This window comes from Nonomuraea ferruginea (assembly GCF_039540635.1).
Taxonomy (GTDB): Bacteria; Actinomycetota; Actinomycetes; order Streptosporangiales; family Streptosporangiaceae; genus Nonomuraea; species Nonomuraea ferruginea.
The window spans coordinates 569,059-582,613 of the sequence record NZ_BAABFD010000002.1; the positions used below are offsets into that span (position 1 = coordinate 569,059).

Below are 13,555 nucleotides of genomic sequence, written 5' to 3' on the forward strand. Positions count from 1 at the left end.
CCATGCGGCTGCGCCATCCGGACGGCTCGACGGTGCATCTGTCCTACTGCACCAACGTCCACGCCGCCGAGGATCTCCCCGGCATCCACGCTCAGCTGTCCGGCGTCGCGGCGCGGGTCAGGCGCCTGCTCGGCGTCGAACGGCTCGGGCTCGGGCTGTGGCTGTCCCAGCACGCCGCCGCGGACCTCACCGCCCGGCCCGGGGAGCTCGCGGCGCTGCGCGAGCGGCTGACCGCGCTCGGGCTGGAGGTCGTGACCCTCAACGGGTTCCCCTACCGCGGCTTCCACGACGAGGTCCTGAAGTACCGCGTCTACACCCCTGACTGGGCCGACGCGGACCGGCTGCGCTACACGCTCGGGCTCGCCGAGATCCTCACCGCGCTGCTGCCGGACGACGTCACCGAGGGCACCATCTCGACCCTTCCCCTCGCCTGGCGGACCGGGTGGACGAGGGCGAAGGCGGCGGCGGTGACGGCCCATCTCGACGTGGTCGCCCAGGGCCTGCGCGCGCTGGCGAGCCGTACCGGCAAGGTGATCCGGCTGGGCTTCGAGCCGGAGCCCGGCTGCGTCGTCGAGACGACGTCGCAGGCGCGCGCCCTGCTGAGTGACGTGGACCACGACCACCTCGGCCTCTGTCTGGACGCCTGCCACATGGCCGTGGGTTTCGAGGACCCTGACGCGGGCGCGGCCACCGGGTTGCCGATCGTGAAGCTCCAGGCCTCGTGCGCCCTGGTGGCGCCGCCTGGGGCACAGCGGGCGCTGGCGGCGTTCGACGAGGCCCGGTTCCTCCACCAGACGCGCTCCGCCACCGGATACGCCGACGACCTGGGCGAGGCCCTGGCCGGCGGCCTGCCCGCGGACGAGAGCTGGCGCGTGCACTTCCACGTCCCGCTGCACGGCGCGCCGCCCCCTCCGCTCACCACCAGCGCCCCCTACCTGCGGCGCCTGCTGGAGACGCTGCTCGGCGGGGAGCGTCCGCTCACCAGGCACGTCGAGGTGGAGACCTACACGTGGCACGTGCTTCCCGGCGCGCCGGCCGACGTCCCGCAGGGCATAGCCGCCGAGCTCGACTGGATGCGGGGGCAACTGGCCGCCCTCGGGCTGAAGGAGACGTGATGGCACCGCTGATCGTGATCAATGTCGTCGGGCTCACCCCGCGCCTGCTCGCGCACATGCCGAACGTGGCGAAAGCGGGCTCGGCGGCCGCGCTGCGGCCCGTGCTGCCCGCCGTCACCTGCTCGATGCAGGCCACCCTGCTGACCGGTTCGATGCCCCGCGACCACGGCATCGTGGGAAACGGGTGGTATTTCCGGGATCTCGGCGAGGTGCTGCTGTGGCGCCAGCACAACGCGCTCATCCAGGGCGACCAGCTGTGGACCGCCGCGCCCGGCCTGCGCACCGCCAATGTCTGCTGGTGGTACGCGATGGGCGCGCCGGCCGACCTGCTCGTCACCCCGCGTCCCGTCTACCACGCCGACGGCCGCAAGTCGCCCGACTGCTACACCCGCCCGCCCTCACTCCACGACGACCTGGAGGCCGCGCTGGGGCCGTTCCCCCTGTTCACCTACTGGGGACCCAACGCGGGGATCGCCTCCAGCGAATGGATCATCGCCGCGGCCCGCCGCATCCTGGCCCGCGAACGGCCGGATCTGCTGCTGGTCTACGTGCCCCACCTCGACTACGACCTCCAGCGGTACGGCCCCGCCGGTCCCGAGGCGATCGCGGCCGCCCGGGCCGTCGACGCCGCGCTGGCCCCGCTCCTGGCCGAGGACGCCGAGGTCGTCGTGCTCTCCGAATACGGCATCACCCCGGTGTCCCGCCCGGTGGACATCAACCGGGCGCTGCGCGCCGCGGGCCTCCTGGAGGTCTACGTCCAGGCCGGGATGGAGTATCTCGACCCGTGGGCGTCCCGGGCCTTCGCCGTCGCCGACCACCAGGTGGCCCACGTGTACGTGCGCGACCCCGGCGACCTCGACCGCACCCGCGCCGTCATCGCCGAACTTTCCGGCGTCGACGAGGTGCTCGACCAGGCGGGGAAGGCGAAGTACGGGCTCGACCACGAACGCGCCGGCGAGCTCGTCGCGGTGGCGGAGCCGGACGCCTGGTTCACCTATTACTACTGGCTCTCCGACGACCACGCCCCGGATTTCGCCAGGATCGTGGACATCCACCGCAAACCCGGCTACGACCCCGCCGAGCTGTTCATGGACCCGGGCGATCCGTTCGTCAAGCTGCGCGCGGCGGCGGCGCTCGCCAGGAAGAAGCTGGGCTTCCGGTACACGATGCGGGTGGTGCCGCTCGACCCGGCGCCGGTGCGGGGCAGTCACGGCCGGCTGCCCGATCTCCCCGACGACGGACCGCTGATCATCGGCCCCTTCGACCGTGACTTCTACGAGGCGACCGAGGTCAAGGGACTCCTGGCCGCCCTGGCCCGGACGAGCCGCTGACCGCGCACCGGCCCGCCGGCGCGGATCGCCGCGCCGGCGGGTGACCGATCAGACGCGGGTCCAGCGCTGGTTGGTTCCTCCGGTGCAGGTCCAGATACGCGCCCTGGTGCCGTTGGCGGTGCCGTTGACGTCCAGGCACTTGTTCGCCCCGACGGCGGTGATCGTGCCGTCGGCGTTGAGGCGCCACTTCTGGTTGTTCTGGCCGTTGCAGTTCCAGATGATCACCGCGGTGCCGTCCGCGCTCCCCGCCCCGTTCACGTCCAGGCACTTGCCGCCGTAGACCCGCAGCTCACCGGCGCTCGTGGCGGTCCACTGCTGGTTGGCCTGCCCGTGACAGTCCCAGAGCTGCGCCTGCGCCCCGTTGGCCTGCGAGGCGCCGCTGACGTCCAGGCACCGGTTCGACGCCACGCCCCGCAGCGCGCTCGTACCGCCCGGTGTGCTGGTCAGTTCCTTGACGCGGATGTTGCGGAAGGACACCACGTCGCCGGGCCCATGGTTCTGGATGCCGATGTGGCCCTGCTGGAGCGAGCGGGCCGGATCCGCGTTGGTGAAATCGTTGATCCTGCTGCCGTTCAGGAACACCTGCAGCCGCTCGCCCTCCACCAGCAGCTCATAGGTGTTCCACTGCCCCGGCGGGTTCAGCGCCGCGTCGCGGGCGGCGAGGTCGGCGGCCTTGAACCCGTAGATCGCCCCGGTGGTCCTGTCCGGGGTGTCGGTCGCGTCGATCTGCACCTCGTATCCGGTGTCGAGCGCCGCGCCGGGGTCACTGGTGGCCGGGAACCCGACGATCACGCCGGAGTTGGAGTCGCCGGTCAGCTTCCAGTCGAGCTTGAGTGAGTAGGAGCGGAACTCCTTGGCGTTGTACCACAGCATCCCCATGCCGCCCTGGGAGGTCAGCGTGGCGTCGCCGCCGGTGAACGACCCCGGCCCCGCCTGCGACCAGCCCGTGGTCGAGCCGTTGTACAACGTCGTGTACCCGGTCTCGGGGCGGCAGTCGGCGTTGGCGGCCCTGGCCGCGTACCGGATCCCGCCGAGCAGCAGCGTGCGGAAGGCCGGATCGGCGTACGACTCCTGGGTGTGCCCCAGGCCGGTGTAGAACGCGCGGCCGGCGGACTGCGGGTGGCACCAGGTGATGGGGTGGTCGCCCATGCTGCCGCCGCTGTAGCTGCCCTCGTCCAGGCTCTGCAGCACCCGGACGTTCGGGCGGGGGTTGGCGCGGTAGTTGTACCACTCGTCGGTGCGTGACCAGGTCGCCCCGAGGTGAGCGGTCGCGGCGTGCGCCCGGTCCTCGTTCCGTACGGTGGCCTGCTGGATGGCCGGGTGGCTGGCGAACCAGGCGCCCATGAGCTGCCCGTAGTACGGCCAGTTGTACTCGGTGTCCGCGGCCGAATGCACGCCCACGGAACCGCCCCCGCCGTCCACGTACGTCTGGAAGGCGGCCTGCTGGTTGTCGTTGAGCACGTCACCGGTCGTGTTGAGGAACACCACCGCCTGGTACTGGGCCAGGTTGGCCGCGTTGAAGGCGGTCGAGTCCTCGGTGGCGTCGACGGTGAAGTCGTTGGCCGCCCCCAGCTCGCGGATGGCCTGGATGCCGGCGGGGATCGAGTCGTGCCGGAACCCGGCCGTCTTGGAGAACACCAGCACCTTGAAGGCGGCGGCCTGGGCGGGGATGGCGGGGATCAACGTCGCGGCGGCGATCGCGGCCACCGCCACTGACAGGCGCCGCAGTACAGAGGTCTTGCGGCCGCCCCCGGGTGCGGCTGGGGTCAGATGTCGCAACATGGGATGTCCCTTTCAGACGCGGGTCCAGCGCTGGTTGGTTCCTCCGGTGCAGGTCCAGATGCGGGCCTTGGTGCCGTTGGCGGTGCCGTTGACGTCCAGGCACTTGTTCGCGCCGACGGCGGTGATGCTGCCGTCGGTGTTGAGGCGCCACTTCTGGTTGTTCTGGCCGTTGCAGTCCCAGATGATCACCGCGGTGCCGTCGGCGGTCCCGGCCCCGTTCACGTCCAGGCACTTGCCGCCGTAGACCCGCAGCTCACCGGCGCTGGTGACGGTCCACTGCTGGTTCGCCTGGCCGTTGCAGTCCCAGAGCTGCGCCAGGGCGCCGTTCGCCTGGGAGGCGCCGTTGACGTCCAGGCACCGGTTCGACCCCACGCCCTTGAACGCGCTCGTGCTCCCCGAGGGCGGGGTGCCGGTGTCGAGGGTGAAGGCGTCCACGTCGAACAGGTAGCCCTGTCCGGTCGGGCCGCGGAAGACCAGGTACAACGTCGTCGTGCCGGCCGGCGCGCCGCTGAGGTTCGCCGAGACGTCGGTGAAGGTGTCCCAGCCGCCGGTGCTCGCCACGTTCGCCGTTCCCAGCAGCGTGCCGGTCGCCGAGCCCGCCCGCACCTCGATCCTGCCGCCCGCGCCGGCCGACGACACCCGGGCGGTGATCCGGGTCGCGTCGCCCAGGCTGTACGGCTGGAAGGAGATCCAGTCGCCGTCGTCGGTGAAGCCGACCGTCTTGCCGCCTTCCGCGGTGGCGTGGTCGGCCGTCTGGACGCCCTGCTGGGCGCCGAAGTGCTCCGCCTGCCGGTGCCGCGGCTGGAGCGTACGGGCGCTGGTGGAGGTCAGACCGCCCCGGTCGGTGTAGGAGGCCTCGAAGACGCCGTAGATGTTGGCCGCGGCGTCGTGCTCGCCGTCGACCGGCACCGTGATGGAGCCCGAACAGCCGGTCGTGGAGGTGATCTGGTGGCGGTGGCTGTCATGGCCGAGGAAGTAGGCGACGGTGACGCCGTCGCAGTCGATCGTGCCGTCCTCCGGGTCGCTGACGGTGACCTGGAAGGGCACGGTGTCCCCGAAGGAGAACGGTTGCCCGTGGGCGGGGGTGGTGAGGCTGACCGTCGGCGCGGTGTTGCCGACGGTCACGATCACGCTCGCCGTGCCGGTGAGACCCTGCGGATCCCGGACCGTGAGCGTCACCGTGTAGGCGCCGTTCGTGGTGTAGGTCTTGCCCGGGTTCGCCGCCGTGGAGGTGGTGCCGTCGCCGAAGTTCCACGAGTAGGTCAGCGCGCCGCCCTCCGGATCCGAGCTGCCCGCCGAGGAGAAGTTCACCGCGAGCGGAGCCGGTCCCGACGTCCTGTCGGCGGACGCCCTGGCGATCGGGTTGCGGTTGGCGCCGCCGATGTACTCGATGCGATACAGCGCCTGGTTGTTGTTCCCGGTGCCGTAGTCGAGCACGTAAAGGGCTCCGTCAGGACCGAAGGCCATGTCCATCACCTGCGTCCCTGTCCAGGGGAACGCCGAGATCTCGCCGTACGCGCCGTCCTGCTTCACCTCGATCGCCTTGATCCAGCGCCGGCCGTATTCACCGGCGAAGTACCGTCCGTCGAGCGCCTGGGGGAACTTGACGGCCGAGTTCAGGCCTGGATCGTAACGGTAGACCGGGCCGCCCATCGGCGACTCCGATCCGGAGCCGAACTCCGGCGGGCTTCCGGCGTCTCCCGCGTACCGGATCCACGCCGGCTTGGCCGGAGGCAGCGTGGCCAGGCCGGTGTTGCGGAAGGAGTTGTTGGCCGGGCCGCCCGCGCAGTCGTACTTCGGACCGGTGCTGTTGGTGGCGAAGTTCCATTCGTTGTAGGTCTCGCTCGTGGTGTTCGTGCCCGTGCAGTACGGCCAGCCGTAGTTGCCCGGACCGGTGATGCGGTCGAACTCCACCTGCCCGCTCGGGCCGCGGTTGGAGGAGGTCACGCCCGCGTCCGGCCCGTAGTCGCCGAGGTAGACGATGCCGGTCGCCTTGTCCACGCTCATCCGGAACGGGTTACGGAAGCCCATCGCGTAGATCTCCGGCCGGGTCCTCGCCGTGCCCGGCGGGAACAGGTTGCCGGCGGGGATCGTGTAGGTGCCGTCGGGCTGCGGTTTGATGCGCAGGAGCTTGCCACGCAGGTCGTTGGTGTTGGCGGACGAGCGCTGGGCGTCGAACTGCGGGTTGCGGTTGGTCCGCTCGTCCAGCGGGGAGTAGCCGCTCGACTCGAACGGGTTGGTGTCGTCGCCGGTGGTCAGATACAGGTTGCCGGCGGCGTCGAAGTCGATGTCCCCGCCCACATGACAGCACTGGCCGCGGTCGTTCTGGACCCGGAGGACCACCTTCTCGCTGGCCATGTCGAGGGTGTCGTCCGCCTTGAGGGTGAACCGGGACAGGTACAGCTCGCCCTTCCACTGGTCGAACTGGGCCTGCGTGCCGGTGCTCGGCGCGTCGCCGTTCGGGGTGCTCAGCCTCGGGGAGTAGTAGATCCACAGGTGCCGGTTCGACGCGAAGCCGGGGTCGACCGCCACTCCCTGCAGGCCCTCCTCGTCGTGGGTGTAGACGTTGAGCCTGCCGGCCACCTTCGTGGCGCCGGTGGCGTCGGTGACACGCAGCGTGCCGTCGCGCGCCGTGTGCACCACCGACCGGTTCGGCATCACGGCCAGCGACATCGCCTCACCCAGTTCGGCGCCACCTGACGCGAGGGACACCTGCTGGTAGTCGGACGGCGGGATGTCGAGGGCGATCGCCGGGGAGGCGTCGAGCGCGAGCGCTCCGGAAGTGACGAGTGCCATCGTGGTCAGCAAGGTGAGCCACGGACGTCGGGACATGGGTGTTCCCTCCTGCGACAGGAAGACCAGTCAGGGCAAGGCGCCCGGGATTCCGCCTCGGGCCGCGGTGGAGACGGGGCCCGTCAGGCGCGGGTCCACTTCTGGTTGGCGCCGCCGTGGCAGGTCCAGATCTGCGTCCTGGTGCCGTTGGCGGTGCCGGCGCCGCTGACGTCCAGGCACTTGTTCGCGCCGACCGCGGTGATCGTGCCGTCGGCGTTGAGGCGCCACTTCTGGTTGTTCTGGCCGTTGCAGTTCCAGATGATCACCGCGCTGCCGTCAGCCGTCCCCGCCCCGTTCACGTCCAGGCACTTGCCGCCGTACACCCGCAACTCACCGGCGCTGGTCACGGTCCACTGCTGGTTGGGCTGCCCGTTGCAGTCCCAGATCAGCACCTGCGCGCCGTTCGCCTGGGAAGCGCCGTTGACGTCCAGGCACCGGTTCGACGCGACTCCCCTGAACGCGCCCGTGTCCCCCGAGGGCTGCCCACCGGGCCCGGCGGACGCGATCACGGCCTGGGCGCCGGCCGGCCAGGCGCCGTTGGTCACGGTGACGTTGTTGTTCACCACGTTGCCGCGGTCGCCGTTGGTGATGTTGGTGCTGCCGTTGGTCGACCAGTTGCCGGTGACGGTGAAGTCGCCCATGTTCTCGCCGTACCAGTAGTTGGCGGTGGCCCAGGTGCCGGTGTTCGCCAGCACGTTGTTCCTGACGGTGTAGTACCGCGAGCCCTCGTCGAAGTAGATGCCGAACCAGCCGTTGGTGCGCAGGCAGTGGTTGTCGCTGATCACCGCGCCCGGGTTCCACGACAGCGTGTAGATGCAGCCGCCGTCGGTCATCTGCTGCATGACGTCGTGCACGTAGTTGCCGACGAGCCGGTTGCCGGAGGCGGTGGTGGGGGTGGTGTAGCGCGGCTGGAAGTCGTACAGGCCGCGGTCGGCGTAGTGGGTGCTGCCGCCCGGCTCGTTGGCGCCCCAGCCGTACCCGATCGACATGCCGGTGTACGGCATGTTGTAGACCTCGTTGTGGGACACGTCGGTGCCGGTGACGTAGGTGGACAGGACCGAGACGACGCCCCGGTGGTCCAGGCCGAGGTCGTGGATGCGGTTGTGGCTGACGGTGATGTCCCGGTTGACCATCCGCTGGTCACTCGGGTGGTGCGCGTCCGCGCGCACGCCGCCGACCACGATGCCGCCGGCCGAGCTGCGGGCGATCTCCGACCGGGTGACCGTGATGCCGGCGGCGCCCAGGCCGACACCGCTGGCGTGCGCGTTGGCGTCGTTGCCTATGCCGATGGCCGTCTGTCCCAGGTTGACGAAGCGCGAGTCGGTGAAGGTGACGGTGTTGGCGGCGGAGACCTGCACGGCGGCCGGCATCTGGTACCAGTTCGGCCGGGTCGCCTCGAACTGCCGGCAGCCCTGGTGGCAGGAGGTGAAGGCGGGCCAGCTCCAGTTGCCCGCTATGTAGGCGCCGGTCTGCTGGTCCGCGTAGCCCTGGTTGACGCCGGGGCCGAGCCAGCTCGTGCCGGTGAAGGTGATCCCGCTGAAGGTGATGTGGTGCGCCGGCGCGTCGTAGGTTCCCCCCACGTGCACCAGCGACTGGAGCACCGGCAGCTCCACGCTGACCTGGCTCATGTTCTGCCCGGGGAGCGGGATGTAGGACAGGGCGCCGGTCCCAGGGGCGAGGTACCACTCCCCCGGCGAGTCGAGGAACTCGTAGGCGTTGGTCAGGTGGAGCGGCCCCGCCCGGTGCGGGCTGGTGAAGGTGTCGTACCCGAAGTTGTTGTTGTTCCAGGCGGGCTGCCGCATCGTGATGAGGTTTCCGCTGATGCTCTGCACCGGCGCGTACCGGTCGGTGAAGGAGCCGACGCTCTCCATCTCCACCCGGCCCGGGTCGGCGAGGTTGTTCAGGTAGCTCAGCGCGCTGCTGGTGAACCTCATCCCGGTGCTGCTCGCGGTGAAGTCGGACCGGTTGACGGCGGTGCGCGCCCGGGTGGCGAGCGCGCCGTCGACGTACAACTGCCGGGTGTCGATCCCGGCCCCGACGTTGGCGCGCCAGATGTTCCTCGCCGAGTCGGCCACGGTCCATCCGGTGACCGCCCTGGCTCCGCTGATGACCGGGACGGCCCCCGCCGCGGCCTGCCATCTGACGACGTAGCCGTTGTCGCCGGAGTCGGCGGCGGTCAGGCGGAGCGGCGAGGACAGCCGATACACGCCGCCGGCCAGCTCCACGACGATGTCACCGGACATCCCGGCGTTCAGCGAACGTACCGCCGTCTGCGCCGCGGCCAGCGAGCACGGCTGGCTGGAGGTGCAGCCGGTGCCGGTGCCGGCGGGTGACGCGTACAGGGTCGTGGTGGCCGCGCGGGCCGGGGTGGCGGGGGCGACGAGGGCGAACGCCGCGGCCAGCACGGCGGTGACGACGCCGATCAGGACCGGTCTGAGCATCGTGACGGGTGGCGGTAAGTGCACAGTCGTTCCTTCGGGGGGTAGGCGTTTGGCCAGGTCACGCCCTGTTCGCCAGGCAGGTGACGCCGTTGCGGGGCCGAGCGGGCGTGGACCGCCGGTCTCGCTCCTAATTACCTTTGGAGTAGGGATACCCGTCAACCCCTTAAGCCTTCTTATTTCCCGATATGCGCACTGAGAGTGCGTCCATGGGGCGCCGCTCTACGCTTTCACCAGTGGTAACACCGGTGACCATGCTTGTCTGCGCCCGTGACTCTCGGATGAACCGTTCATATGTGTCGTACTTATTGGGCGGCGCCGGAGGCGTGGAGGGTCGGCTCTTCCGTCATACTCTTCAGGGAACGCCGAGGAGGAAGCACGGTGACTGAGGCCCCGCGCGAGAGCGGATACCGGCCGGGCTACGAGGTAGCCGCCGAGCAGGTGCTCGAACTGATCGTCAGGCTCGGCCTGCGTCCGGGTGACCGCATGCCGACCGAGAACGAGCTGGCCCGGCAACTGGGCACCAGCCGCACCGTGGTGCGCGAGGCGGTGAAGATCCTCTCCGCGCTCGGCCGCGTACGCGCCCAGAAGGGCCGCGGCCTGTACGTGGCCGACGACGAGGGGATGTTCGGCACCGGGCGCTGGGGGGCCTTCTTCCTCCCGACCGACCTCGACCACGTCTACATGCTGTTCGAGTTCCGCCGGACGCAGGAGATGGAGACCAGCCGGCTGGCCGCCCGGCGCGCCACCCCCGCCGAGCTGAGGGCCATCGAAGAAGCGGCCGGACTGTGCCGCCGCGGCTACGAGACCGGACGCGAGGAGCTGTTCAACGAGGGCGACGACGCCTTCCACACCGCTGTCGCCGCCGCCTCGCACAACATGTTCCTCCAGGTCGGCGTGCGGGAGGCCCGCAGGCTGCAGGCGCAGTCGAGCCTCATCGGCCTGCGCGGCTCGGTGGGCGGGCACGCCGCCAAGGCCGTGGAGGAGCACGACGCCATCTACCAGGCCATCCGCGCCGGCGACCCCGAAGCGGCCGCCCAGTCCGCGGCCCTGCACATCGACAACACGCTCGACGACTACCGCAAGGAGATCCAGCAGCGTCTCTTCTCGTCCCCCTGATCCGGGCGGGCCGCCCGGCTCCGGTTCATCCCGGAGACCGCGTCGCGGGTGCGGAGTTGTCGACCGCCAGCAGCCGCCGCCCGGCGTGCTCCGGCCGGATGTGGGGGCCCTCGGCCGCCCTGGTGTCCGGACGGCGGGCGAACGCGTTGATCGCCTGCTCATCGACCGTGATGCCCAGACCCGGCGAGTCGCCGAGGACGAACGCGCCGTCCTCGACGTACAGGTCGAGCGACAGCCCGAGCGGCGGGTGCAGATCCTGCAGCTCGCTGGCCAGGTGGTTCGGCACCGACGTCGCGGCGTGCAGCAGCGCGACGGGTGTGGCGCCGATCGGGCTGACCGGCAGGTCGTGGGCGTGCGCCAGCGCGGACACCCGGAGAAAGTGGGACACCCCCCAGACGACGGCCGTCTGGACGATGTCCACGGCGCCCGCGGCCAGCAGCGGGCGGAACTGCTCAAGGCCGGTGAGGTTCTCCCCCGTGGCGACGGAGGCGCGGATCCCGCGGCCGACCGCGGCCAGGCCGTCGGCGTCCCACCGCCGCACCGGCTCCTCGATCCACGTGAGATCCAGCGTGCGTTCGAGCTCGCAGACGTGCCGGACCGCCTGCTTGCGGTTCCATGCCTCGTTCACGTCGAGCATCAGGCCCGGCCGCGCTCCGCGCCCCGCCTCGGTCAGGACCTCCCGTACGAGCGTGAGGCGGTGCCGGTCGCGTTCGATGTCGAGGCCACCCTTGATCTTGGCCGCGCGCAGACCGTGCCCTGCGTAGACCTGGTAGACGGAGACGAGTTCGTCGTCGGACAGGCCGATGTCGAGGCCGGAGGCGTAGGCGGGCACCCCCCGGTCGCGCCCGCCGAGCAGGCGCCAGAGCGGCTCACCGGCCGCCCGCGCCTTGATGTCCCACAGGGCGGTGTCGAGTGCGCCGATCGTGCCGAACACGGCCCCGGCGTGGCCCGCCTTGAAGGTCCGCCGCAGCATGCGATCGTAGAGCGCCGTCACGCCGCGCGGATCCTCACCCTCGATCGCGGCGAAGACCGTCTCGATCTCCACATGCGGCCCGAGGCCGACGCCGGTGATCCCCTCGTCGGTGTCCACCATGACGAGCGGCACCGGGACGACTCCGTCGGCGAAGACACCGTTGACGTCACCGACGGGACGACCCCATTCCTGGACCGTCGTCATGGTGCGATAGCCAGTGATCCGCATGTCAGCCTTTCGTGGAGCCGGCGGTGATCCCGTCGGTGATCTGGCGCTGGAGGAACAGGTAGATCATCAGCACGGGCACCGCGGCGATCAGGACACCCGAGGCGAAGACGGGGATGTCGCCGGAATACTGCCCGCGCAGGGCGTTGACCCCGATCATGAGGGTGCGGTTCTCCGGCGACGGCATCATGAGCAGGGCGATGAGCACGTCGTTCCAGCAGAACAGGGCGTCGAGAATGCCGACCGACAGCAGCGCCGGAGCGCCCAGCGGGAGCATGATCCGAAGGTACACGCCGTACACCGTGTTGCCGTCGATCCTGGCCGCGTCGACGATCTCCGCCGGAATGGTCCTGTAGTGACTCGTCATCAGGAAGACGGTGAACGGGAGGAACTGGGCGACGTAGGCCAGGATCAGCCCCGGATAGGTGTCGACGAGCCCGCTGTCGGCCATGACCCTGGTGAGCGGGACCATGATCACCTGGAACGGGACGAACAGTCCCGCGAGACAACCCAGGAAGATCATCGAGGAACCGCGGAACCGGAGCCGAGCCAGCGCGAAGCCCGCCATCGACCCCAACAGCAGCAGCAGGGCCACGGCGCACGCCACGACGATGAACGAGTTGACGAAGTACCCCGCCATTCCGGCGCCGGCCCACGCCTCGGCGAGGTTGTCCCACCGCGGGGAACCCGCCGGGGAGAACCGGTCGAGGACGTACTCCCGGCGGGTCTTCATCGCGACGTTGGCGGTGAACACGAGAGGATAGATCGTCGCCAGCGCGAGAGCGGCCATCGGAACGGCGGCCACCCACCTGGCCGGACGCGTCCTGGGCATCAGTCCTGCCTCCCGGCGCGACGGAGCAGGGTGATCTGCAGGAGCCCCACCACGAGCATGACGACGAAGAGAACCGTCGAGGCGGCCGAGGCGAGCGCCGGCCGGTTCATCTGTCCCTGCTGGTGCCAGATGTAATACTCCGGCAGGTAGGTGGACCCCTCCGGGCCCCCGCTGGTCATGACGAAGAGCAGGCCGAACATGGACGTCAGCATTCCGATCATCGTCGTCACGAAGACGAACTGAATGGTGCGGGTCAGGCTCGGGATGATCACGTGCCAGATGGTCCGGCGGAGTGACGCGCCGTCCACGCGGGCGGCGTCCAGCAGCGAGGCGTCCAGGGTGCTGAATCCCGCGAGGAACACCACCAGGGCCATCCCGAACGTCGCCCAGATGTGCACGCCGACCACCGTGAACATGGCGATGCCCGGATCGCCCAGCCAGTCGACGGGGCCGGCGCCGATCGCCGCGAGGGCGGAGTTCAACGGGCCCTCGTACCCGAGCATCAGGTTGAAGATCGCGCCGACGATCACCGGTGAGAGCACGGCCGGGAAGAAGTAGACGCTGCGGTAGACCCGGTGGCCCGGCACGCGCAGATAGATGAAGGTCGCGAGCAGACCCGGAATCGCCACCGCCAGGGGAAGCAGCAGCACCAGCAGCCCGACGTTGCGCAGCGAGAGGTGGAACAGCGGGTCGCCGGCCAGCTCCAGGTAGTTGCCCGCCCCGACGAAGGTTCCGTTGAACTCGCCATCGCCCGTGAAGGAGAAGTTGACCCCCAGGGCCAGCGGCCACAGCCGCAGCGCCACGATGATCAGTACGGCCGGGGCCACCAGGACGTAGGGCGCGAGGCGCTCGGCGCGCACCGTGCCGGCTGCCGTACGGGCTCGTCGCTTCACGGCCGCTCCACCGGC

General features: G+C 70.3%; 9 protein-coding genes. 3 read left to right on the forward strand and 6 right to left on the reverse strand.

Going from position 1 to position 13,555, the window contains the following annotated elements; all coding sequences use genetic code 11:
- Positions 1 to 2: 2 nt before the first annotated feature.
- Together eboE and ABD999_RS05960 are read left to right on the forward strand one after the other, a co-directional pair.
- On the forward strand, positions 3 to 1,115 hold the full coding sequence (gene eboE, locus ABD999_RS05955; protein ID WP_271277161.1) for a metabolite traffic protein EboE: 1,113 nt from the start codon (positions 3 to 5) through the stop codon (positions 1,113 to 1,115).
- Positions 1,115 to 2,446: an alkaline phosphatase family protein gene (locus ABD999_RS05960; protein WP_271277160.1), complete on the forward strand. Its 1,332-nt coding sequence runs from the start codon at positions 1,115 to 1,117 to the stop codon at positions 2,444 to 2,446. Before eboE ends, ABD999_RS05960 begins: the two co-directional genes overlap by 1 nt.
- 48 nt (positions 2,447 to 2,494) lie before the next feature.
- On the opposite strand, the gene ABD999_RS05965 is transcribed toward ABD999_RS05960, so the two are convergent.
- The 3 genes from ABD999_RS05965 to ABD999_RS05975 all read right to left on the reverse strand — a co-directional run bounded on the left by ABD999_RS05965 (position 2,495) and on the right by ABD999_RS05975 (position 9,525).
- Positions 2,495 to 4,228 carry a ThuA domain-containing protein gene (locus ABD999_RS05965; protein WP_271277159.1) on the reverse strand — a complete coding sequence of 578 codons (1,734 nt, stop codon included), beginning with the start codon at positions 4,226 to 4,228 and terminating at the stop codon, positions 2,495 to 2,497.
- A gap of 12 nt (positions 4,229 to 4,240) precedes the next feature.
- Entirely contained in the window at positions 4,241 to 7,060 is a 2,820-nt protein-coding gene (locus ABD999_RS05970) for a carbohydrate-binding protein (protein ID WP_271277158.1), read from the reverse strand.
- Positions 7,061 to 7,143: 83 nt separating this feature from the next.
- Complete coding sequence (locus tag ABD999_RS05975) at positions 7,144 to 9,525, reverse strand: RICIN domain-containing protein (protein ID WP_271277157.1); 2,382 nt, start codon at positions 9,523 to 9,525, stop codon at positions 7,144 to 7,146.
- Positions 9,526 to 9,879: 354 nt separating this feature from the next.
- On the opposite strand from ABD999_RS05975, the gene ABD999_RS05980 reads away from it, so the two are divergent.
- Entirely contained in the window at positions 9,880 to 10,617 is a 738-nt protein-coding gene (locus ABD999_RS05980; RefSeq protein WP_219552531.1) for a FadR/GntR family transcriptional regulator, read from the forward strand.
- Between the two features lie 25 nt (positions 10,618 to 10,642).
- Here the strand turns inward: ABD999_RS05980 and ABD999_RS05985 are convergent, their stop codons facing one another.
- From ABD999_RS05985 to ABD999_RS05995, 3 genes are read right to left on the reverse strand one after another with little or no spacing between them, the layout of a single operon-like run.
- Entirely contained in the window at positions 10,643 to 11,818 is a 1,176-nt protein-coding gene (locus tag ABD999_RS05985; protein WP_345482605.1) for a mandelate racemase/muconate lactonizing enzyme family protein, read from the reverse strand.
- Between the two features lies 1 nt (position 11,819).
- Positions 11,820 to 12,647, reverse strand: coding sequence for a carbohydrate ABC transporter permease (locus ABD999_RS05990; RefSeq protein ID WP_271277155.1), 828 nt, complete (start codon positions 12,645 to 12,647; stop codon positions 11,820 to 11,822).
- Positions 12,647 to 13,540, reverse strand: a complete 894-nt coding sequence (locus ABD999_RS05995) for a carbohydrate ABC transporter permease (protein WP_271277154.1) — start codon at positions 13,538 to 13,540, stop codon at positions 12,647 to 12,649. Before ABD999_RS05995 ends, ABD999_RS05990 begins: the two co-directional genes overlap by 1 nt.
- Positions 13,541 to 13,555 lie beyond the last annotated feature (15 nt).